Annotated in this window: 14 protein-coding genes and 1 pseudogene; 8 read left to right on the top strand and 7 right to left on the bottom strand. The window is 60.8% G+C overall.

Going from position 1 to position 21825, the window contains the following annotated elements; translation table 11 throughout:
• Window positions 1-88: 88 nt before the first annotated feature.
• The 4 genes from CQ009_RS18415 (at window position 89) to CQ009_RS18400 (ending at window position 4329) form a co-directional block, all read left to right on the top strand.
• Window positions 89-901 (top strand): alpha/beta fold hydrolase, encoded by an 813-nt coding sequence (locus CQ009_RS18415; protein WP_105708024.1) that lies wholly within the window; start codon window positions 89-91, stop codon window positions 899-901.
• 306 nt (window positions 902-1207) lie between these two features.
• Window positions 1208-2479: a cytosine permease gene (gene codB, locus CQ009_RS18410; RefSeq protein WP_105708022.1), complete on the top strand. Its 1272-nt coding sequence runs from the start codon at window positions 1208-1210 to the stop codon at window positions 2477-2479.
• A 15-nt stretch (window positions 2480-2494) separates the two neighbouring features.
• On the top strand, window positions 2495-3730 hold the full coding sequence (gene codA, locus CQ009_RS18405) for a cytosine deaminase (RefSeq protein ID WP_064389841.1): 1236 nt from the start codon (window positions 2495-2497) through the stop codon (window positions 3728-3730).
• A gap of 116 nt (window positions 3731-3846) precedes the next feature.
• Window positions 3847-4329 (top strand): carboxymuconolactone decarboxylase family protein, encoded by a 483-nt coding sequence (locus tag CQ009_RS18400; protein WP_064389840.1) that lies wholly within the window; start codon window positions 3847-3849, stop codon window positions 4327-4329.
• 262 nt (window positions 4330-4591) lie between these two features.
• Here CQ009_RS18400 and CQ009_RS18395 read toward each other — a convergent pair whose 3' ends face one another.
• Window positions 4592-5572: a diaminopimelate epimerase gene (locus tag CQ009_RS18395; protein ID WP_105708020.1), complete on the bottom strand. Its 981-nt coding sequence runs from the start codon at window positions 5570-5572 to the stop codon at window positions 4592-4594.
• Window positions 5573-5810: 238 nt separating this feature from the next.
• Here CQ009_RS18395 and CQ009_RS18390 point away from each other — a divergent pair, with 238 nt between their 5' ends.
• Window positions 5811-6962: an MFS transporter gene (locus CQ009_RS18390; protein ID WP_064389838.1), complete on the top strand. Its 1152-nt coding sequence runs from the start codon at window positions 5811-5813 to the stop codon at window positions 6960-6962.
• A gap of 84 nt (window positions 6963-7046) precedes the next feature.
• Here the strand turns inward: CQ009_RS18390 and CQ009_RS18385 are convergent, their stop codons facing one another.
• The 6 genes from CQ009_RS18385 to CQ009_RS18360 all read right to left on the bottom strand — a co-directional run bounded on the left by CQ009_RS18385 (window position 7047) and on the right by CQ009_RS18360 (window position 18557).
• Window positions 7047-9473 (bottom strand): TonB-dependent receptor, encoded by a 2427-nt coding sequence (locus tag CQ009_RS18385; RefSeq protein ID WP_105708018.1) that lies wholly within the window; start codon window positions 9471-9473, stop codon window positions 7047-7049.
• A 98-nt stretch (window positions 9474-9571) separates the two neighbouring features.
• Window positions 9572-10555, bottom strand: a complete 984-nt coding sequence (locus CQ009_RS18380) for a FecR family protein (RefSeq protein WP_105708016.1) — start codon at window positions 10553-10555, stop codon at window positions 9572-9574.
• An 88-nt stretch (window positions 10556-10643) separates the two neighbouring features.
• Entirely contained in the window at window positions 10644-11135 is a 492-nt protein-coding gene (locus tag CQ009_RS18375) for a sigma-70 family RNA polymerase sigma factor (protein ID WP_064389835.1), read from the bottom strand.
• 143 nt (window positions 11136-11278) lie between these two features.
• Entirely contained in the window at window positions 11279-12067 is a 789-nt protein-coding gene (locus tag CQ009_RS18370) for a hypothetical protein (protein ID WP_105708014.1), read from the bottom strand.
• Between the two features lie 182 nt (window positions 12068-12249).
• Window positions 12250-16716, bottom strand: coding sequence for a hemagglutinin repeat-containing protein (locus CQ009_RS18365; RefSeq protein ID WP_105708012.1), 4467 nt, complete (start codon window positions 16714-16716; stop codon window positions 12250-12252).
• 113 nt (window positions 16717-16829) lie between these two features.
• On the bottom strand, window positions 16830-18557 hold the full coding sequence (locus CQ009_RS18360; RefSeq protein WP_105708010.1) for a ShlB/FhaC/HecB family hemolysin secretion/activation protein: 1728 nt from the start codon (window positions 18555-18557) through the stop codon (window positions 16830-16832).
• 232 nt (window positions 18558-18789) lie between these two features.
• Here CQ009_RS18360 and CQ009_RS30255 point away from each other — a divergent pair.
• The 3 genes and pseudogenes from CQ009_RS30255 to CQ009_RS18340 form a co-directional block, all read left to right on the top strand.
• A pseudogene (locus CQ009_RS30255) lies at window positions 18790-18929 on the top strand (AraC family transcriptional regulator); the annotation flags it as partial.
• 139 nt (window positions 18930-19068) lie between these two features.
• Window positions 19069-20178 (top strand): HlyD family secretion protein, encoded by a 1110-nt coding sequence (locus CQ009_RS18345; protein WP_105708008.1) that lies wholly within the window; start codon window positions 19069-19071, stop codon window positions 20176-20178.
• A complete protein-coding gene (locus CQ009_RS18340) occupies window positions 20175-21767 on the top strand; it encodes a DHA2 family efflux MFS transporter permease subunit (RefSeq protein WP_105708006.1) in 1593 nt (530 codons plus the stop codon). The genes CQ009_RS18345 and CQ009_RS18340 overlap by 4 nt, the downstream gene beginning before the upstream one ends.
• The last annotated feature ends 58 nt before the right edge of the window (window positions 21768-21825 follow it).

Genomic DNA, 21825 nt, shown 5'->3' with positions numbered 1-21825 from the left:
AGGAGTGGTGTTTTGCCAGAGAACAGCCTTCACGGCTGTTTTTTTACGCCTATGCTTTTTGGCTCCCACCCGCCAAGAGGACAGGCCCATGACAGACTGGCTGCTGGATCAGGTCTTTGACTTCAACGGCCGACAGATACGCTACGCCATACGCGGCGACGGCCCGCCGCTGGTGTTCGTGCATGGCACGCCCTTCTCGTCCTGTGTGTGGCATCGGATCGCGCCGCACTTTTTCGCCACGCATCGCGTGCATTACTTCGACCTGCTGGGCTATGGACGCTCCGAGCAACCCGACGCCGATGTCTCCCTCGGCGTGCAAAACCAACTGTTGGCGCAGTTGCTCGACCACTGGAATATTAAAAATCCCGACGTCGTCGCCCACGACTTCGGCGGTGCCACCGTGCTGCGTGCGCATCTGCTCAACAACAAGGATTACCGCAGCCTGACGCTGATCGATCCGGTGGCATTGTCGCCGTGGGGTTCACCGTTCGTGCAGCATGTGCGTCAGCATGAAGCGGCGTTCAGCGGCCTGCCCGATTACATCCAGCGCGCCATCGTGCCGACTTATATTCGCGGGGCGATCCACCGGGATATTCCTGATGACGAACTCGCGCCCTACGTGCGGCCGTGGCTCGGTGATCCGGGGCAAGCGGCGTTCTATCGGCAGATTGCGCAAATGGACGAGCGCTATACCCGTGAGGCCGAAAGTTTGTACCCGACGACTCGCTGCCCAGTGCAGATTCTCTGGGGCGAAGAAGACCAGTGGATTCCCATCGAGCGTGGCCGCGCATTGCACCAAATGATCCCCGGCTCGCAATTCCACGCCATCGCCAACGCCGGCCACCTCGTTCAGGAAGATGCCCCCGAAGCCATCGTTGCCGCCCTGATGCGCTTCCTCTGACAGGCCCCAAATGCCCCTGACACCGATCGTTCCCACGCTCTGCGTGGGAATGCCTCAACGGACGCTCCGCGTTCGGCTTTGGAGTGGGACGCGGAGCGTCCCGGGCTGCATTCCCACGCAGAGCGTGGGAACGATCTAAAAGATCGCAGCCTTCGGCAGCTCCTACATTGGGCTTTAGCGTGTTCAGGTGCACTGTTTTCGCGCCGACTGGCGTGTCTCGTCTATACATAACCCGCGCCATCCGGCATTTGGCACGACCACTGCAACCCTCCCCCGCGTCTCCTCTATTCCAGCAAGGACCGCCCCATGACGCAGCACGCTCCCGGCAACGATTACCCCCTCAGCGAAGTCCCCATGCATGCGCGCAAAGGCCTGGCCTCCACGGCGATGGTGTTACTGGGCTTCACGTTTTTCACCGCGACCATGTTTGCCGGCGGCAAGCTCGGCGTGGCGTTTGGTTTCGCCGAGATGATGGCGGTGATCATCGTCGGCAACCTGCTGCTGGGTCTTTACGCGGCAGGCCTCGGCTACATCGCCTTCAAGAGCGGCCTCAACTCGGTCCTGATGGGGCGCTTCTGCTTCGGCGAAGTCGGCAGCAAACTCAGCGACCTGATTCTCGGATTCACCCAGATCGGTTGGTACGCCAGGGGCACCGCGACCGCCGCAGTGGTGCTTGGCAAATCTTTCGATCTTAACGAAGGCACGGTACTCGGCTTGATGGTGCTGTTCGGTCTGGTGTTCTGTGCCACCGCGTACGTCGGTTATCGCGGGCTGGAGATTCTTTCGTACATCGCGGTGCCGGCGATGATGTTGCTGCTGATGCTTTCGATGTGGGTGGCGACGGTGAAAGTCGGTGGTTTCGAGGGTTTGCTCAGCGTCGTGCCAAGCGGTTCGCTGGACTGGTCAACCGCGATCACCCTGGTGTTCGGCACCTTCGTCAGCGGCGCCACGCAAGCAACCAACTGGACACGTTTTTCGCGCTCGGCAAAAGTCGCGGTGCTGGCCAGCCTGATCGGTTTTTTCATCGGCAATGGCCTGATGGTGCTGATCGGCGCCTACGGCGCCATCGTCTATCAACAACCGGACGTGGTTGAAGTGCTGCTGTTGCAAGGTTTCGCCATGGCCGCGATGGCCATGTTGCTGCTGAACATCTGGAGCACCCAGGACAACACCATCTACAACTTCGCCGTCGCCGGTTGCAACCTGCTGCGCACTGGCCGGCGCAAGACCGTGACCCTCGCCGGCGCAGTGATCGGCACCCTGCTCGCCTTGCTGGGCATATACGACATGCTGGTGCCGTATCTGATTCTGCTCGGCACGGTGATTCCGCCGATTGGCGGGGTGATCATGGCGGACTTTTTCTACCGCTGGCGCGGGCACTATCCGCGTTTGGCCGACGCACGGTTGCCGGCGTTCAACTGGCCGGGGCTCGGGGCCTACGCGGTCGGTACCGTTGCCGCATTCAACTCGCCGTGGGTCGCGCCGCTGGTAGGGATCGCTGCTGCCGCGCTAACGTATGTCATCGTCACCGGCGTGCTCGGCGCTCGTAGCGCGGCCGCGCCACTACAAGACTTATAAAAAAGGATTCGCCTGATGCACATCATCAACGCCCGACTGCGCAACCAGGAAGGTTTGCACCAATTGCACCTTGAAGACGGCCTGATCCGCAGCATCGCCCGGCAGACCGAAGCGCCGACGCTGGGCCCGGAAGACCTCGACGCCGGCGGCAATCTGGTGGTGCCGCCCTTCGTCGAGCCGCACATTCACCTCGACGCCACCCTCACCGCTGGCGAGCCGCGCTGGAACATGAGCGGCACGCTGTTCGAAGGCATCGAGTGCTGGGGCGAGCGCAAGGTCACCATCACCGAAGAAGACACCAAGACCCGCGCCAAGAAAACCATTCAGACCTTGGCAGCGCACGGCATTCAGCACGTGCGCACCCACGTCGATGTCACCGACCCGCAACTCACCGCACTGAAAGCCATGCTCGAGGTGCGTGAGGAAAGCCGCCACCTGATCGACCTGCAAATCGTCGCGTTCCCGCAGGAAGGCATCGAGTCGTTCCGCAATGGCCGCGAGCTGATGGAAGAATCGATTCGTATGGGCGCGGACGTGGTTGGCGGCATTCCGCATTTTGAGTACACCCGCGATCAGGGCGTCAGTTCGGTGAAGTTTTTGATGGATCTGGCCGAGCGCACCGGTTGCCTGGTCGACGTGCATTGCGACGAGACCGACGATCCGCATTCACGCTTTCTCGAAGTGCTCGCCGAGGAAGCGCGCAGCCGCGATATGGGCGCGCTGGTCACCGCCAGCCACACCACGGCGATGGGATCCTACGACAACGCCTACTGCGCGAAACTGTTTCGTCTGCTCGGGCATTCCGGGATCAGTTTTGTCTCCTGCCCGACCGAAAGCATTCACCTGCAAGGGCGCTTCGATAACTTCCCGAAACGCCGTGGCGTCACCCGTGTGAACGAGTTGCTCGAAGCCGGGATGAACGTGTGTTTCGGCCAGGATTCCATCGTCGATCCGTGGTATCCGCTGGGCAACGGCAACATCCTGCGCGTGCTCGAGGCCGGGCTGCACATCTGTCACATGCTCGGCTATCGCAATCTGCAAAGTGCGCTGGATCTGGTCACCGACAACAGCGCCAAAGCCATGCATCTGGGCGAACGTTACGGGCTGGAACAGGGGCGCCCGGCGAATCTGTTGATTCTGTCGGCGGACAGCGATTACGAGGTGATCCGTAGTCAGGGCTTGCCGCTGTATTCGATTCGCGCAGGCAAAGTGCTGATGAAACGGCAGATGCCGGTGGTGGAGTTCGTCTAAGGTGAAGAGACCGGCGTCGCAATGACGCCGGCAACCCCCTGCGATGGATGCTCCTTCAGGCTGAAGTTCGTGCGTAGTTGATCAGCCGCCATCCTCATTTTCTTGAGGATTACCCCATGAACAACCAACCCTCGCCCATGGCCTCGCTGTACCACGAAGGCCGACAGACCTTTACCGAACTTGTACCCGATGGCGGCGCTCGCCTCGACGCACTGTTTCACACCGTGCCCGCGCTGGGTGAATTGGCGGTTGGCGTGGTCTACGGGCATTTGCACGCCCGCCCCGGCCTCGACCCGCGCTTGAGGGAAGCGGTTTCGTTTGCCGCAATCGTTGCGTCAGGCATGGTCGGCCCGCCATTGAGTGTGCACCTCAAGACAGGACTGGCTTCGGGGTTGGCGCCCGGTGAAATGACCGAAGTGCTGTTGCAAGCCTCGGCATTCGCGGGGTTTCCTCGGGCGGTGAGTGCGGCGGAACAACTCAATCGGCTGTTCGACGAGGCCGGGCTGGCATCACCGCCTGCACCGACGCCGCGAGCATTGCTGCGGTTGACGGTGCAGGGTGATCAGGTGGGGTCGGTGACGTTGTTCAAGGCTCACTGACGAGGTGAATTTGCGGGCCCCATCGCTGGCAAGCCAGGCTTCCACAGGGTTTTGGGGGGAACACATGATTCGTGTCCACCTATGAACCCTTGCAGGAGTGAGCCTGCTCGCGATTGCGGTGAGTCAGGCAGCATATGATTTGAAGGGTAGCCCGCTATCGCGAGCAGGCTCACTCCTACAGTGGATTATTGGCATACCGAGTTTTTGTGTTCAGCACAAAACCCTGTGGGAGCCTGGCTTGCCAGCGATGGCGGTTTCGAATTCAGCCGATCAACCGCGCCGTACCAAACAACCTGACACGCACCCGCTCGCCATCAATTTCTTCCAGCAGAATCGGTGCCGTGCCACCGGGCATGACCACCTGCACTTCTCCTGCTTCGACCCAACCCAGGCGCCATGCCGCAGACGCTACCGCACTGGCGCTGGTGCCTGATGATGCGGTCGGCCCCTCGCCACGTTCGAAGACTCGCGCGATGATTCGCTGCGCAGACTCACGAACCGCCCATTGCAGATTGACGCCCGCCGGACACGGTTCGCCAGCGCCGGTCGGCATGGCGTAGGCGATTTGCGTCAGACCTTCGTTCAGCGGTGATTCACGCATCTGATCATTGCTCGGCAACGCCGCACCGTCACCAAGCAGTGTCACGCAATGCGGATTGCCGATGCGCACAAACTGGCTGTGTTCCCAGCCGGGATCAAGTGCCGCCAACGGCTGAACCCTGCTGACTTCTCGTCCATTGAAATCGACACTTTCAACGTTCTGCGCACCCACCGCACGCGGCCCGAAATCCGCTTGCCCGAGATCGAGCCAGAAACCTTGCACACCTTCAACTTCGGCAGGTTTCACCGAGGTTGCCACCGCCTCACCTTTGTCGTGATGAACGCGCAACAACGCGCCCGCTTCCGGCAGCAATCCCTGTTCGCTCAGTGCCTGAGAGAAAATCGTCAGACCGTTGCCACTGCGCTCGGCAAGGGTGCCGTCGGTGTTGACGATCAGTACATCGAACGGCGGTGAGGTCTGGAACGGGCCGATCAGCAGGCCGTCGCTGCGGTGGGATTTGCTGTTGGCTGGGCGCTGGCCCTCGGGCCAGTCGCAGCAGAGCTTGATGGCCGCTGCGCTCCAGGACCGACGGGAGGACGCACATTCGGCAGCTTTTGCAGGCAGATCAATGCCCGCCTGACGCAGTGCTGCGGGCGAAACCACGCCGTAGATATTGCCCCGTGCATCGTAGAACTGTGTCATCACCCTTTATCCCTGTTGCAGAAGAAACTCACTGTAAACCGCCATCTAATGTAGGAGTGAGCCTGCTCGCGATAGCGGTGTGTCAGACAAAAAAATATCGACTGACACTACGCTATCGCGAGCAGGCTCACTCCTACAGGGTACGATGTTGTCTGTGCTTCCTCGAATGACGAGCGATCGAACCTCGTCGCCGAATCACTGTCCTTCGGGGACGCGAAGTTTTTTGCCAAGGATCGATATGACCAGCCTCAACGCCCAAGCCACCTTCGTCCCCGGACGCCTGCAACAGATGTCCACGCGCATCGCCTTTTTCATCGCCGGGCTCGGCATTGCCGCGTGGGCGCCGCTGGTGCCGTATGCCAAGGCCCGCGCCGGGCTTGATGAGGGCACGTTGGGCTTGTTGCTGTTATGCCTCGGTGTCGGTTCGATTCTGGCCATGCCCTTGGCGGGGATTCTGGCTACGCGCTTCGGCTGTCGACGCGTTGCAACTGGCGGCACCCTGCTCATCTGCGCAGCGCTGCCGTTACTGGCCACGGTGTCGTCGATACCGGCATTGATCGCCACGCTGTTCATGTTCGGCGCAGGCCTGGGCACGGTGGACTCGACGGTGAACCTGCAAGCGGTGATCGTCGAGCGCGCCAGCGGCAAGAACATGATGTCGGGCTTTCACGGCTTGTTCAGCCTCGGCGGGATTGTCGGCGCGGCGGGCGTCAGCGCCCTGCTCGGCCTGGGTTTGACGCCGCTTGCGGCGATGCTGGTGGTGGTTGTGGTGCTGATCGCCGCGCTGTTCAAGTGCGTGCCGCACATGCTGCCTTACGGCAGTGAAAGCTCGGGACCGGCATTCGCCATTCCCCACGGCATCGTGCTGTTTATCGGCGGGATGTGCTTTATCGTCTTTCTGACCGAAGGCGCGGCGCTGGACTGGAGCGCGGTGTTTCTGGCGCAGGAACGCGGGATCGACACGGCGTATGCAGGGCTGGGTTATGCGGCGTTTGCATTGACCATGACGGCCGGACGTTTGATGGGTGACCGGATTGTGCGGATTGTCGGGGCAACGCGGATCATCTTGTTTGGTGGTCTGTTGGCGGCGGCCGGTTTGTTTCTGGCGACGTTTGCACCGAGCTGGGAAGCGGCGTTGGTCGGTTATGCGCTGGTCGGCGCCGGCTGCTCGAACATCGTGCCGGTGCTGTACACGGCGGTGGGCAAGCAGACGGTGATGCCGGAGAGCATCGCGGTGCCGGCCATTACTACGCTGGGCTATGCGGGGATTCTGGCGGGGCCGGCGGTGATCGGCTTTGTCGCCCATGCCAGCAGTTTGAGTTTTGCCTTTGGTTTGATGGCGGTGCTGCTAGTTGCAGTAGCCATCGGCGGTAAAGTCCTTAAAGTCTAAAAGCTTCGCGAGCAGGCTCGCTCCCACAGGTTTCAGTGATCCATGTGGGAGCGAGCCTGCTCGCGAAGAAGACGCCGCGCTTTATCAAAAACCGACGCTGGCCTGCACAAAGAACGTGCGCGGCGCGCCGACATACATCCCCGAGTTGTTGTCGCTGGAGCGGGTGAAATACTGCTTGTCGAAGATATTCTTCACCCCGGCGCCGAGCTTCAGGTTCGACACCTGCGGCCCGAAGTCATAACCCCCGCGTACGTTCCAGGTCACGTAACCCGGAATGTCGCCGTACTGCCCATCCGCCGTACCCTCGGTGATGTAGTTGCCGTTGAAGCTGCCATCGGCATTCACACCGGTGCCCGGCGAGCGCTGCTTGGACTGGGCGAAACCATCAATGTTGTAGGTCCAGCGGTCGATGTCGTAACGCAATCCGACGGTTGCCACCTGGCGCGAATAGAACGGCAGATCACGGCCCTTGAAGCCCGCAATCTCGCCTTCATAAGTCGCACGGGTGTAAGTCAGACCGGCATTGGCGGTCAGACCGTCAAGACGCGGATCGAGCGCAGCCATGTCGTAATGCACCGAGGCTTCGATGCCCTGGTGTTTGGTCGCGCCGAGGTTGGTCCAGCCGACGTCGTTGCTGATGTATTGCAGTTCGTCATCGAAGTCGATGTAGAACAGCGTCACTTCACCGCCCCACACGTCATCGTTGTAGCGCGTGCCGATTTCGTAGGTCTTGGCCTTTTCCGGCTCCAGGCCGTTGGCAGTGTTGTCCCCCGATCCGCCCTGACCCAGCTGGAAATACTGCAGGCTGCCAAACGAGGTTTCATAGTTGGCAAACAGTTTCCATGCGTCCGACAGGTGATACATCACGCTCAGCGCCGGCAGCGGTTCGTTGCTTTCGATACTGCGATTTTTCTCCGGCACGCGTTTGCCGGCGGTATCGAGCACGGCGCGATCGTGCCAGTCGGTGCTGATGTGTTCGAAGCGAATGCCCGGCGTGATCGTCCAGTTGCCGACATCGATTTTGTTGTCGACGTAGACCGAGTTGGCCTCGGTGCCGCCGGTGCGATCCTGGAATACGTGACCGTCGGACGTCGGCGTCACCACCGGCTGGTTGTTGACCAGCGCCAGACGACTCGACTGCTCGTGCATCGCCTCTTTCAGGTAGCGATAACCGACGCTGACTTCCTGCGTGGTCGGGCCGACATCGAAGACGCGCGACACCCGTGGCTCGATGCCCAGCGTGTAGTACGAACGCGGATAGGAACTGAGGGTTTTCTGATCGCGCGCAGCGATGGTGCTGCCTCGAAAACTGTCGGTGTAGTACGTCAGAATCTCCGCCTGAGTGCGCTCGTCGATCTGCCGGATCCATTTGAACGACACGTCCTTGCGTCGACCGCTGAACTGGTCGTAGTCACGCACCGAATCGTAGGGTTTATCGTCGTACTGCTTTTGCGTCAGGCCGCCGGGCATGTCAGCGCTGGCGTCGTAGTAGTGGAAGTTGAGGCTGAAATCGTCCTGATCGGTTGGCGCCCAGTGGGTCTTGAGCAGCACGTCGTCGATGTCGTTGCCGTTGTTGCGCTCGCGGTAACCGTTGCCGTTGACGCCCGAGTACAACAACGCCACGCCCATGCCGTTGTCCGCAGTGCCGCCGAGGAACGCGCTGTCGATGTGTTTCCAGCCACCGTACTGCGTGGTCTCCAGGGTGGTGCCGATTTCACCGGTGGCTTTTTCCGGAATCGCACGGGTCACGAAGTTGATCACGCCACCGACGTTTTGCGGCCCATAACGCACGGAACCGGCGCCGCGCACGACGTCGATGCTGTCGAGGTTGCCCGAGGAGATCGGCGCCATCGACAATTGCGGTTGGCCATACGGTGCGAACGCGGCAGGTACACCGTCGATCAGCACGGTGGAGCGTGGCGACAGACGCGACGTCAGACCGCGCACGCCGACGTTGAGGGAAATATCACTGCCGCCAGTGCCGTTGGAGTCCTGCACCTGCACGCCCGGCACACGCTTGAGCACGTCGCTGACGTTCATTGCGCCTTGCTCGACCATCGCTTCGCGGCGAATCACCGTACGCGCGCCAGGGTGATTCTGCACCACAGCGGCGTTGGCATCACCGAGCCAGTCACCAACCACCTTGATGTCGGTCACACCCAGCTCCAGCGGGCCATTGCTGGCGGCGGAAGTTGCCGCGGGCGACAAGGTCACCGAACCTTCGTTGATCTGATAATCCAGACCGCTGCCTTGCAGCAACTGGCGCAGCGCCTGCTCCGGCGAGATGTCGCCCTCGACCGCCGGGGCCTGTTTGCCGGCGACCAGATCAGGACTGAAAAACACTTGCAGCGAGGTTTGCTGGCCCAGCTCACTCAAGGCCTGGCCCAGCGGCTGGGCGCGGATATGAATCGCTTCACCGGCAAACGCCAGCGGCATCGCAGCATTGACCGCCAGCGCGAGGGCCAGCGGTAACCAAGGGGATTTTTTGTTGTTGGCAGTGGTGTTTTTCACGTCGAACGTAGTCCTGTGGATCGCAAGAGTGTGCGGCTGTTAATGCAAACCAGTTGCAGTTGAACAGGAAGACGATGAACTCGAAAAAAACCTGAATTTTATTTTGAAATTATTTCCTGACTGCCATCGGCATGCGTGCGAACAGCCACTGGCAAGATGTTCGGCAGGGCTTTGAGCAAGGCGTCGGTGTTGTCGGATTTGAACACGCTGGTCAGGCGCAGGCTGGCGACCGCAGGATTGCTGACGGTCAACGGTTGCTCGCGATAACGCGACACTTCTGCCGCCACTTCACTGAGACTGGCGTTGTTGAACACCAGTTTGCCGCTGCGCCAAGCGGTGAGTTCTGCCGGGTTGACCGCATAAGCTGCCGCGACGTTGCCTTGAGCGTCGATAAAGCTGCCGAGGCCGGCGGTCAGGCTGATGAATTGGTTGTCCGGAGCATTGCGCCCCTGCACTTTCACCGTGCCCTGCTCCACCGCCACGCGGGTTTGCGTGACGTCGCGACGAACATCGAAACGTGTGCCGGTAACGGTGACTTTGCCGCTGCCAGCCTCGACCACAAACGGTCGCGACGTGTCGTGCTCGACGCTGAACATTGCCTCGCCTTCGCTCAGTTCGATAACCCGGTGATCGTTGTCATAGCGCACCTGCAAGCGGCTGCGACTGTTCATATCGATCAGCGAACCGTCCGGCAGCGCGACATGCTTGCGCTCGCCCAACGCCGTGGTGAACTCGGCGCTGTACCCCTGCGGGTGATTCAATCCGCTGAACAAGCCGAGCCCGAGCGCTACCGCCAGCACACTGGCGGCCACGGCATAACGCATCAATGGGCGGCGTTCGCGGCGACTCGGCGGCGCCTCGACCAGCGCTTTCAGGCGTGGCGCCGGCAGCAAATCAGCGGCCGTCCACAGCCCCTGCAACAACTGAAACTCGTCACGGTGTTGCGGATGTTCATTGAGCCAGGCGTCAAAGCGCTGCTGCTCGTCGACATCAACGGTCGGCTCCTGCAAACGCACAAACCAGCGCGCCGCGTCATCACGCACCGTTGTTTGCCCGCACGCGCAATCACGAGTCTCCATCATGGAATGTCCTGTCCGGCCGGGAATATAAAGACACACAGCCCCCTGCAGGAGCTGCCGAAGGCTGCGATCTTTTCAACGGCACACCCCATCACGACTGCAACCCGTCCAGTCGATCACGCAGATGCCGCAGGGTGCGGATCATATACTTTTCGACCATGTTCTTGGACAGGCCCAGGCGTTCGGCAATTTCCGCCTGGGTCAGGCCTTCGATCTTCTGCCAGACAAAAATCTTCCGGCAATTGACCGGCAACTCGCAAAGCGCGCGCTCGATGGAATCGGCCAGCTGGATCGCATGCATGTAATGCTCCGGGTCGCCGGACGACGACGCACTGTGATCGAGCGCCTCCGACTCCATGGCGCCGCGCCGATCCTCACGCCGATAACCATCGACGGCGATATTGCGCGCGGTCTGATGCAAATACGCCCGTGGTTGCTGCACCGCCGCCGAATCCGACTCGAGCACCCGCACAAAGGTGTCGTGCGCCAGATCCTCGGCCTGCGCGCGATTGCGCAGGCGACGAGTCCAGGTGCCGATCAACTCTTCGTAATGCTCGAAAAAGCCGGGTCTGCGGGGACGCATGGGGGTATGGGTGGTGTGCTGAGGAAAGGGGCGTGAATAGTAATGCTTCCTATTAAGGCGAAGCAATGGATTCCTTGGGAAGCCGATAAAGTCAGCCTCCTCAATAAAAAACCCCGGGATGGAATCCTGAAATTGCTTGGTTCTTATGGCGTCATACGAGCGAGTCTGAGCGCACTTCCGTGCTCAACCATCAAGTCTGCGAAGACGAAAACTGCATAACCCACTAAAAAACCAATTACACCTAATGTCCATTGGTTATGGACCGACAGAACAGGAGGGTCTGCAAAAATGAAAGAAATCACCAGCAGGAACAAACACGATGCGAATACACCTATGGAAAGCACAGTGAAAACAAACCAGACCCAGAATCCGGCGACCGTCCATGAAGACACTGAAAACCAGTTTCCGTCGGTTTTGACCAGCGCAAGGCCTCGAACGTACCGCTCCACCGCTTTGCCAAAATTGCCCTTGTCAGTACCCAGAACATTACGAATCTGCTTGGGGTCTGCATTGATCGGCCCCCAAGCTTGCTGAAAACTGCGCTGCAAAGGTACATCGGTCATTGAGGCAAAGGTCTGATAAAGCGCCGTTTGCAATTGAGACTGTCCGTGAGCTTTGCGACTTTTCAACCGGCGGGCTTTGACCGAATGGGGTTGCCACCATTCGAACAGAATCATTGCGACGCCCAGTCCGATGAAAATCAATCCGATAATTCTTGAGACACCTAAGTCGTCCGGCACCACAGGCCACGGTGTGTGCTCCTGGTAGGCGCGCAGTGCTTGTGCCGCGAACACCATGTAATCAAGTAGTCCGGGTGCCCAAAACAGCATTCCAAGGCTGATGAGACTCCTGCTGGGTTTAGCCCTCAACCAATTGAAAAGCATTTTAATGACCGGCAGTACGTCCTGCCTCCAATCGATCCTTGAGCTCATCGAACATCCCTTATCTGAAAATTTGATCCGGTGGACCTTCTATATCGTGCCACTTAGTGTGTTTCTTGAATCGTCAATGTGAACGAGCCTGCTCGCAAAAGCGCCATATCAGTCAGGCATTTCGCTGACTGAACTGACGCCTTCGCGAGCAGGCTCGCTCCTACAGGGTTTTTCGCTGGGGATCAGCCTTTTTCGTCGATGCCCGCTTGCAGGGTCTGGCTGTCCAGATGACCGCTGAGGGTAACCGGCCCGATTTTCAGGTTGCCGTTTTCAAGGGAGACCTTCGGTGCGTTTTCCTCGGTTTTGTGCGGCAGGTCGAGGCCGGCTTTGACGCCGTAGTCACGGTTGTTCAGGTCGCTGCTGCTGACCTTCGAAGCGCCGAGATCGACCTTTGCTTCTGACGAGGTGATCCGCGCGCCGGTCAATTGCGTGGCGCCGCCGACGGCAAGGTTGACCCCTTGGTTGCCGCTGATGCCGGATGCCTGCGCAACACTGTCCTTGTGTGCGTATTCGCCCTGCGCTTTCAGCGTTGGCTTGTAGTCGGTGCCGGCAAGTTTGCCTTTGTCATCGGCTGGGGTTTTCTTCGCGGTCAGGCCCAGATCGACATCGACCTTGGCCTGGGTTTGCGAGTCCTGACGGCTCTCGACGGTCAGATCACCGGCGACCTTGCCGCTGACATGGTTCGCGTCGATGCGCGCGCCCGCCAGTTGTGCGTCACCCGCACTGTTCAACAGCACTGTGTCAGCCTTGATCTGGCTGTTCTGCTGCGTGGTGCCTTGCTGATAATCGACAGCGACCTTGGCCCCGGCATTAAAACCGTGATCGCTGCTGGCCTTTTCGTCGGCAGCGGTGGGCGTGCTTTTGCTCAGGTTGCCGCCGGCGTTCAGCGCGACGTTCCAGTTGTTGCGGTTATCGGTGGACTGCGCCGACTCCTGCACGTAACCGCCCTTCTGCGCGTCGATGCTGACGTTTGGCGCGCTGACTTGCGTGCCTTGCAGGTGCACCGAATCGCCGCTCAAGGCGATTGCGCGCTGACTGTTGAGCTGACCACCGGTCAGGGTCTGCGCGTTCTCGTTGACTCGACCGATGTTGAAGTTGGCGCTCAGATTTGCGCCCTGATCACTGCTCTTCTCGCTGCTGCTCTTGCTGCCGCCGCCCTTCAGTCCACCGCCGAGATTGCTGCCGGAAGCGATGTGGGTATCGCTGGCTGCTTGCAGATCGAGTTTGCCTTCGGCGTGCAAATCGATGGCGCCGCTGCTGTCGATTTTCGTGCCTTGCTGGACCTGATTGCCAGCGCTGCTCAACTGCACGCCGTTGCCGCTGATGCTTGCCACGTGCGCCTGAGTGTCAGTGGTTTGCTTGCCGCTGTGATCGAGTTGGAAGCCGGCGCCGAGATCGACGTTGGTACCGTCAGTGCCCGGCAAGGTTCCGACCGTCAACGAGCCATTGCCGCGCAGGTTGCTGTCGCTGCTGTGCTGGCGACCATTGGCCTGGTTCAGCGCCAGATCACCACCGCTGTGGATGTTCACGCCCCCCTCTCCGCCATCGAAACGGCTGCCGGCGAATTGTGCATCGCCAGCGGTTTTGATGTTCACGCCCTGACTGCCGGCATAACCGCCGACCACCGCAGTGGAACTGTCTTTGCTCGAAGTGCGACTGCCACCCGCGCCACTGCCGGCGACATTCACGTCTTCACCGGTCTTGGTGTAGACGCGCACATCGACCTTGGCATCCACGGCGTTATCAGTGCTGCTGTGGGTGTTGCTGACAGCATCGGCGACCAGTGTGTCGGCGCTGATGTTCACTGTGCCGGCGCTGGCGTTGTACTGGCTGCCTTGATCATGCAATGTGCCGGCGACTTTCACTTCGACGTTGCCGCCATCAAAACGGCTGACCACGGCGTTGTTGGTCTGCTCGGTTTTAGTCGCGCTGCCATGACCGATCGCGACGTCGATACCGACATTCGGCTGACCGAGATTGGCCAAAGCATCCTTGTCCGGCACCTTGCCGTTCAAGACCTCTTTGACCACACCGGCAATCGGTCGGGCGATGTCTTTGTACTCGACATTGGCGCCGATGTCCGCCGACCAGTTGCTCTCGGCGTGGGTGCTGCTGTCGCTGTTGCTGGCCGCGCGGTTGTCGACTGCATTGGCGACAACCTGCAGACCGTTGCCTGCCTGCAGTTGTGCACCTTCGGTGGCGAGTTTGTCGGCATTGATGCTCAGGCCACCGCTGCTCTGCAGGTCAGTGGTTTGCGCCGTGCTTTTGCCGGTCGAGTCTTGCACGCTGCTGTGGGCGAAATCGACGCCACTGCCCGCGCGATCAAGACCGCCGGTGTAGTAGAAACCGCCGCCGGTGCTGGATGTGTCAGAGCTGGTTTTGTGGCTGTCCTGTTCGGCCAGCAACGAGACGTTCTTGCCACTCAGCGTGGTATCACCCGCCGTGGATTTCACCTGTGCGCCTTTGAGCGTGACGTCACCGCCCGCCTTCACCTGCACGCTGCCACCGCTGAGGCTGGAAGCTTGCTGAGTGACGTCGGTGCTGGTCACTGTCTGCTGTTTGGCTTCGTAGTGAACGCCGGCACGATATTGCTCTGGCGTCTGCTCTTTGGCGTAGGCATCAAAGCCACGCGTTTCAGTGATCGCACTGCTGTCGTGAGTGTTTTGTGCGGAATGCACATTGACATTCCCCGCCGCGTCGGCCGTTAACGCACCGCCCGCCTTGACCGTCGAGCCTGCCACTGCAAGGTCTTTGGCGCTCTTGAGTTTGAGGTTGCTGTCGGACACCAGTTCGCTGCGCACCGTGGTGCTGTCATTGCTGTTCTGCCGCGACTCGTCTTTGCTGATACCGAAGAACTTGCTGTCTTTGTCGTGATTGTTGCTGTGGCGGGTGTCCTGTACGCCATCGATCACCAGCGAACCCTTGTCGCTGATCACACTGGCGTCGCTGCCGCCGCGCACTTGACTGCCGCTGATGCGCACGTCGTCAGCCTTGACGATCAGCTTGCCGGCGGCGTTGATTTTGCTGCCCTGATGGTGGGTCTGTCCCTTGTCGGCATCGCCGGTCTTGCCGAAGAAACCGCCACCGACCAGGTCGCCGGAATAGCGAGTGTCGCTGCTGCGATCAGTCCGCGTGGCAGTGGTGATTTCCACTTGTTTGCCGGCCAGTTGCAGGTCGCCGCTACTGGTCAGTTCAGCGCCTTCGGAGCGCAACAATGCGGCAGTTTGCAGGGCGATATTGCCGGCCTTCAACTGGCTGGTGATATTGCGCTGTTCTTCGCTGCTGTTGTTCCAGTCGGCTTTCCACAGATGCTTGCGATGGTTGCCCTGATCGGTCTGGGTATGGCTTTCGGTGGCGGCGCTCAGGCGCAGATCGCCGCCACTTTGCACACTGAGATTTTTCGCCGCTTCGACCTTGGCGGCTTTCAGTTCGGTGTCTTTGCCGGACGACAGTCTGGCGTCGCGGCTGGCAACGATCTGACTGCCATGCTGGCGGGTTTCGCTATCGGTCTGGGTGCGGTCGTAGGTTTCCCAGGTGATGCCGATGGTGCTGTTGTTCCAGCTTTCACGCTTCTCCTGAAGCTTGCGGCTCTCGACCGTGGTCAGGGTGAGGTTGCGTCTGGCGTCGGCAATCACGTCACGGCCGCTGACGTCGGTGGCGGCCAGGGTCAGGTCTTTGCCGCTGTGCAGGCCGACATCGCCGTGACTGCTACGGATACCGGCGCGGGTGACATCAAGGCTGTTGGGCAGCGCTTCACCGCTGACCGTGAGGTCGCCGGCAGAACGAATCTGCACGCCATCGCGTCCGGCGACCTGCACCGCACCCACGCGCACGCCGGCACCTTCGGCGGTGCTGACGATATTGATCCGTCCGGCCTGCATGGCGCCGAACAGGCTGGCGTCGATGCGTCCGTCGGCAGTGTTGCCCGCCGGGTCTACGGTTTTCACTTGGCCACTGGCGTAATCGACCTGATTGCGTCCGACCGTGAGGTTGAGGCTATCGCGAGCACTGATCGCGCCCTGGCTGTCGATACGCGGGGCAATCAGGTTGATCGAGCCCTCAGCGTTACGCAGGCCGCCGCCCTGAATCTGCAACTGACCGCTGGCGTCGCGGGTGTTCAGGCTTTGCAGTTTGCCGTCGATCAGCTCCGGACGACCGACCACCAGGTTGGCGTTCGGCGTGTTGATGAAACTGCCGCCATTGACCGAGATGCCGTTAGGGTTGGCCAGCACGTAATCGGCGGCACGGCCGAAGATCTCCTGCGCGCCGTTGATCGCGGACGGATTACGGCTGATCACTTCGTTGAGGATCACGCTCGCCGCTTGCCCCTGCAGTTGCGGGTTGGCCGCCAGTTGCCCGGCCAGCTGCGATTGCCCGGCCTGCAAGGCGTTGTTCAGCACAAGGCCCTGACGGTCGACGTTGTAGTCGAGGAACTGGTTATGCGACAGGCCCGAACCGTTGGGCGCGACGATGTTGACGATGGGCACACCGCCCTGGGTTTGCAATTGCGCGGTGCCGCCCGGCCCCGGCGCGACCACGACGCCGCCGGCGATCGCGTTCGGCAGGTGCACGGCGAAGAACAGGCTGGCGATTGCCCAGCGCAATTTGCCCCGAGGCGAAAGATGAAATGCAAAGGTGTGTGCTGGCATAAAAACGTCTCCATGTGAGTACGGCATCACGTCGCGCGTTTTAATCTTGGCCGTGGCTGACGCGCTCAGTTCCGACGGCTGTTGGTTCACTGCGTTATCGATTCAGGTCGCGGTCATATCTGCACCCCGACACGCATCAGCCAGGTTTGCGGCTCGTGCTGCAGACCGTCGGGGGTGTTGAGGGCACGTTGGTAATCGACGTCCACTTGCAGGTTTTTCCAGCCCAGATTCAGACCGAGGCTGGCGCCACTGAGGCGTTGCCCGTGGGCGCCGTGATCGGCTTTGATCCAGCCGTTGTCGAGGCCCATTCGCGGGGTGATCTGTATTGGCCATTCGCTGCGCAGCGGCAGGCGCAGGGTGTTGCGCCAGATCGTACCGCTGGCACCCGAGGCACTGCTGACGCGATAACCGCGCACTGCCGAATCGTCGGTGCCGAGCAACTGTTCGATGGCCGGTAGCGGGTCCGGGCTGTACTGCACGTTAAGCTGGCTCTGCCACTGCCACGCCTGCGCGCCGAACTGACCATTGCGCCATTGACTGAGGCTGGCGCGGTACTTGCGAAACTGTGCCTTGGGCAGGTTATTGACCGATTGCCGGGAGTCGTCATCGGCACCGAACCAGCGCAAACCCTGGGCGTAGTTGATGTCGAGGTTCCACACCGCGCGGTCGAGCCAGAACAGATTGAGTCCGGCTTCGGCCACGGTCAGGGTCGGACTCTGAATGCCCAACCGGATGTTTTCCAGATAGCTGTCGACATCCTTGTGTGCCAATTGCAGGTTGGCGCTGAGCTGGCGACTCTGGTCGCGCCACAACACGCGGTCCGCACGCAGGCTGACCTGATCGGTGATGCCGCGGCTGTGAAAGGTCACGCTGGGCAACTTGAACGGCGCGCGATATTCGGCGTGGCTGGCGAACGCGCTGTAGGTCCAGTAACCGTAAGGAATCGCGTAATACAGGCTGGCATTGCGACTGTAGCGGTCGCCCCGATTGAGTGTGTCGCTGGCGCTGAGGCTCAATAAATCGTTGAGCTCCAGCGGGCTGTCGAGGCTCAGGCTGACGGCGTCGCGGTCACGTCCGGTGCTGGCGCTGCCGAGGTTGTCGATACCGGCATTCAAGGCCCAGCGTGACGGCGCAGCGCTGCGCGAGCGCAGGATGATCCGCGAGGCGCCGGGCTCACTGCCAGGGGCGATGTCGGCGGTGAGGTCTACCGAGCGCAGCCGATTCAATTGATCGAGGCCCTGCTCCAGATCGCGAAGGTTCAGCGGTTCGCCGAGCATGTTCGGGAACGCACCGCCAAGGGACACCGGCAAACTCTGATCGGCCAGTTCGATCGACTCGATGTAGCCTTCGTCAACACGAATATCCAGTGATTGCCCCGCCACCGGTGCGCTGAGCAGATACGGGCGGCTGGCGATGTAGCCCTTTTCCACGTAGATCGCAGTGATCGTCGCGAGCAGATGATTGATCTGCCTGACGCCCATGCACGGCGCCAGCAACGGTTGGATGCGTGCATTGAGTTTGTCGCTGTCGATCAGCGTGACGCCACCGATGCGCGTGCCGCTCAACGGCCAGCAACGTTCATCAGGGGTAACGGTTGGTGCGAGCGCAGGGGTCGCTGGCGCCGACCCGAAAGCTCCGCGCTCCAGTTGACGTTTGCGTTGTTCCAGTTGCAGTTGTTGCAGATCGCGCTGTTGCTGTTGTTGCTGGCGCAACACTTCCTGGCCCGGCGCGACAGGTTCGGCAGCTTCAAGCGAGGAGGCACAGACACTCAACACAAAGGCCGACAACAGCGGGCAACGCGTGGAACAACGACGAAAAACAGCGCGAAACGAAAACGGCACGCAACTTCCTTGCGATCATCAAATGGCGTAATGCCACCCTATCAATAATCGTGATAGTCGGAGCCCTCCTACACAAATGCAAGACGCTTCCTACAGCGCTTACACTTCTTAAACAATTGCTTTGCCTGGCTTTATCGTCAGCAGCAACACCACGGCGCTACCCGCTATCAGGGTTTCCCCGAGGGTTTGAGCGGCGCCTGCGAGCAGCAATCCGACGCCGATCAGCAGGTAATTGTGTCTGCTGCCGCCGTCGCGGGCGGCGTGGATTGCGCCGGGTGTCAGCCATCGCGCGGTGATGCAGCAGAGTGTCGATTACCGCTCCATCTACTGATCCCCGAACTGTGCGCCACGCTGCCGCAACAAATCTGCGTTCAAAGCCATGACTGGCAGTACACCGGGCCACTGGCTCAAGTGAGCAACTGACGATCGGCGTCAGAAATAATTTGCCACTAAATATTACCTGCGTCATATTACAACCGTAATAACGACCCGATTGATCAGGTAATCCGCCATGACCAGCATGCCCACCCTCGAACCTGTTGTGGTTAAGACCAGACCGCCCCTGCTTAAACGCTTGCTGCTGCCGGGCGGCGGATTGCTCGCGCTGATCTTCGCCGGGGTCTACGCCGTGCATTGGTGGGGCGCCGGGCGTTTTCTCGAAGAAACCGACGATGCCTACATTGGTGGCGATGTCACGGTGATCGGGCCGAAAGTCGCCGGTTACATCGACGAAGTGCTGGTCAGCGACAACCAGCACGTCAAGGCTGGCGACGTGCTGATTCGTCTCGACGCCCGCGACTATCGCGCCAACCTCGCCAAAGCCGAAGGTGCCGTCGCCGCCGAAGAAGCGCTGCTGGCCAACCTCGACGCCACCGAACAACTGCAACAAGCGGTGATCGGCCAGGCCCGCGCCGGCATCGACGCCGCCGGCGCGGAAACCGCGCGCTCGCGGGATGACAACGCACGCTACAAGCGCTTGGTGACCACCAATGCCGTGTCCGTGGAAAGCGCACAACGCGCCGACGCCACCTTCAAAACCGCGCAAGCCCTGAGCGCCCGCGCCCAGGCCGAACTGCTCGCCGCGCAACGCCAACTCGCGGTGATCGACACCCAGAAACAACAGGCCCGCGCCGCCCTTCAACAAGCCCGCGCCGAACGTGATCTGGCGCAACTGAATCTCGGCTACACCGAACTGCGCGCGCCGGTCGATGGGGTGATCGGCAACCGCCGCGCGCGGGTTGGCGCCTACGCGCAGGCCGGTTCGCAGCAACTGTCGGTGGTCCCGTCCAGCGGGTTGTGGGTCGATGCCAATTTCAAGGAAGACCAACTGGCGCGGATGAGGCCAGGGCAACGCGTGAGCATCCGCGCCGACGTGCTGTCGGGTCAGGAATTCCACGGTCGTCTCGACAGCCTCGCCCCTGCCACCGGTTCGCAATTCAGTGTGCTGCCGCCGGAAAACGCTACCGGTAACTTCACCAAAATCGTCCAGCGTGTACCGGTGCGAATCCTCCTTGATCCGGCTGATGGCGTCCTCGGGCACTTGCGTCCAGGCCTGTCCGTCACCGCTGAAGTCGACACCCGCGCGCAACCGGAAACCAGCGCCGTGGCCGTTGCGCGATGAGCACCGCCCTCACCGCCTCTGCGCAACCGTTCAACGCGGCGGACATGGCGACCGCGACCAAAGTGTTCGCCTTCGCGACCATGTGCATCGGCATGTTTATCGCGCTGCTGGATATCCAGATCGTCTCGGCATCGCTGCGCGATATCGGCGGCGGGCTGTCCGCCGGTACTGACGAAACCGCTTGGGTGCAGACCAGTTACCTGATCGCCGAAATCATCGTGATTCCCTTGTCGGGCTGGCTGTCGCGGGTGTTCTCGACGCGCTGGCTGTTCTGCGCTTCGGCGGTCGGTTTCACTCTTGCCAGCCTGCTCTGCGGCATCGCCTGGAACATCCAGAGCATGATCGCTTTCCGTGCCCTGCAAGGTTTTCTCGGCGGTTCGATGATTCCGCTGGTGTTCACCACGGCGTTCTTTTTCTTCACCGGCAAACAACGGGTGATCGCTGCGGCCACCATCGGCGCGGTCGCTTCGCTGGCGCCAACCATGGGCCCGGTGATCGGCGGCTGGATCACTGATATTTCCTCGTGGCACTGGCTGTTCTATATCAACCTGGTACCGGGGATTTTCGTTGCTGTGGCAGTGCCGATGCTGGTGAAAATCGACCAGCCGGAACTGTCGCTGCTCAAGGGCGCGGATTATTTGAGCATGGTGTTTCTTGCGCTGTTTCTCGGCTGTCTGGAATACACCCTCGAAGAAGGCCCGCGCTGGAACTGGTTCAGCGACCAGACCATTCTCACCACGGCGTGGATCAGCGGCCTCGCGGGATTGGCCTTCATCGGCCGCACCTTGCACGTGGCCAATCCGATCGTCGATCTGCGCGCCTTGAAGGATCGCAATTTCGCCCTCGGCTGCTTCTTTTCATTCGTTACCGGCATCGGCCTGTTCGCGACGATTTACCTGACGCCGCTGTTTCTCGGCCGGGTGCGCGGCTACAGCGCACTGGACATTGGTCTGGCGGTTTTCTCCACTGGCGTGTTCCAGATCATGGCGATTCCGCTGTATGCCTTTCTGGCCAATCGCATGGACCTGCGCTGGATCATGATGGTCGGTCTGGGTCTGTTTGCCGTGTCGATGTGGGAGTTCAGCCCGATCACCCACGACTGGGGTGCCGGCGAGTTGATGCTGCCGCAAGCGTTGCGCGGGATTGCCCAGCAACTGGCAGTGCCGCCGGCGGTGACGTTGACCTTGGGTGGATTGGCACCGGCACGTTTGAAGCATGCGTCGGGGTTGTTCAACCTGATGCGCAATCTGGGAGGGGCGATTGGCATTGCAGCGTGCGCGACCATTCTCAATGACCGCACCAACCTGCACTTCACCCGCTTGGCCGAACATTTGAACAGCAGCAATGAGGCGATGAATCAATGGCTGGCGCAGGTCGGTGGCAACCTCGCGACACTGGGTCAGAGCGGTGACGTCGGCGTCACCGCCAGCCTGCACCAGTTATGGCTGTTGACCTACCGTGAGGCGCAAACGCAGACCTACGGTGACACTTTCCTGATGATCATGGTGTGCTTCGTCATCGCCACGGCGATGGTGCCCTTGATGCGCAAGGTGCAGCCACCGACCGCGCCAAGTGCGGATGCCCACTGACCCACCTTCCCCCTGTAGGAGCTGCCGCAGGCTGCGATCTTTTGATCTGTTTTTTCAG

This window comes from Pseudomonas sp. MYb2 (assembly GCF_002979955.1).
Taxonomy (GTDB): domain Bacteria; phylum Pseudomonadota; class Gammaproteobacteria; order Pseudomonadales; family Pseudomonadaceae; genus Aquipseudomonas.
Note: the sequence above shows the minus strand (reverse complement) of the source record. Positions and strands in the feature narration are given on the sequence as shown.

Excerpts from the sequence above, each read along its gene's own strand:
- CQ009_RS18375 (WP_064389835.1), bottom strand. The coding sequence starts at position 11,135 with ATGCGTCCCCGCAGACCCGGCTTTTTCGAGCATTACGAAGAGTTGATC.
- CQ009_RS18390 (WP_064389838.1), top strand. The coding sequence starts at position 5,811 with ATGACCAGCCTCAACGCCCAAGCCACCTTCGTCCCCGGACGCCTGCAA.
- CQ009_RS18415 (WP_105708024.1), top strand. The coding sequence starts at position 89 with ATGACAGACTGGCTGCTGGATCAGGTCTTTGACTTCAACGGCCGACAG.
- CQ009_RS18340 (WP_105708006.1), top strand. The coding sequence starts at position 20,175 with ATGAGCACCGCCCTCACCGCCTCTGCGCAACCGTTCAACGCGGCGGAC.
- CQ009_RS18380 (WP_105708016.1), bottom strand. The coding sequence starts at position 10,555 with ATGATGGAGACTCGTGATTGCGCGTGCGGGCAAACAACGGTGCGTGAT.
- CQ009_RS18345 (WP_105708008.1), top strand. The coding sequence starts at position 19,069 with ATGACCAGCATGCCCACCCTCGAACCTGTTGTGGTTAAGACCAGACCG.
- codA (WP_064389841.1), top strand. The coding sequence starts at position 2,495 with ATGCACATCATCAACGCCCGACTGCGCAACCAGGAAGGTTTGCACCAA.
- CQ009_RS18395 (WP_105708020.1), bottom strand. The coding sequence starts at position 5,572 with ATGACACAGTTCTACGATGCACGGGGCAATATCTACGGCGTGGTTTCG.
- CQ009_RS18400 (WP_064389840.1), top strand. The coding sequence starts at position 3,847 with ATGAACAACCAACCCTCGCCCATGGCCTCGCTGTACCACGAAGGCCGA.
- CQ009_RS18370 (WP_105708014.1), bottom strand. The coding sequence starts at position 12,067 with ATGAGCTCAAGGATCGATTGGAGGCAGGACGTACTGCCGGTCATTAAA.
- codB (WP_105708022.1), top strand. The coding sequence starts at position 1,208 with ATGACGCAGCACGCTCCCGGCAACGATTACCCCCTCAGCGAAGTCCCC.
- CQ009_RS18365 (WP_105708012.1), bottom strand. The coding sequence starts at position 16,716 with ATGCCAGCACACACCTTTGCATTTCATCTTTCGCCTCGGGGCAAATTG.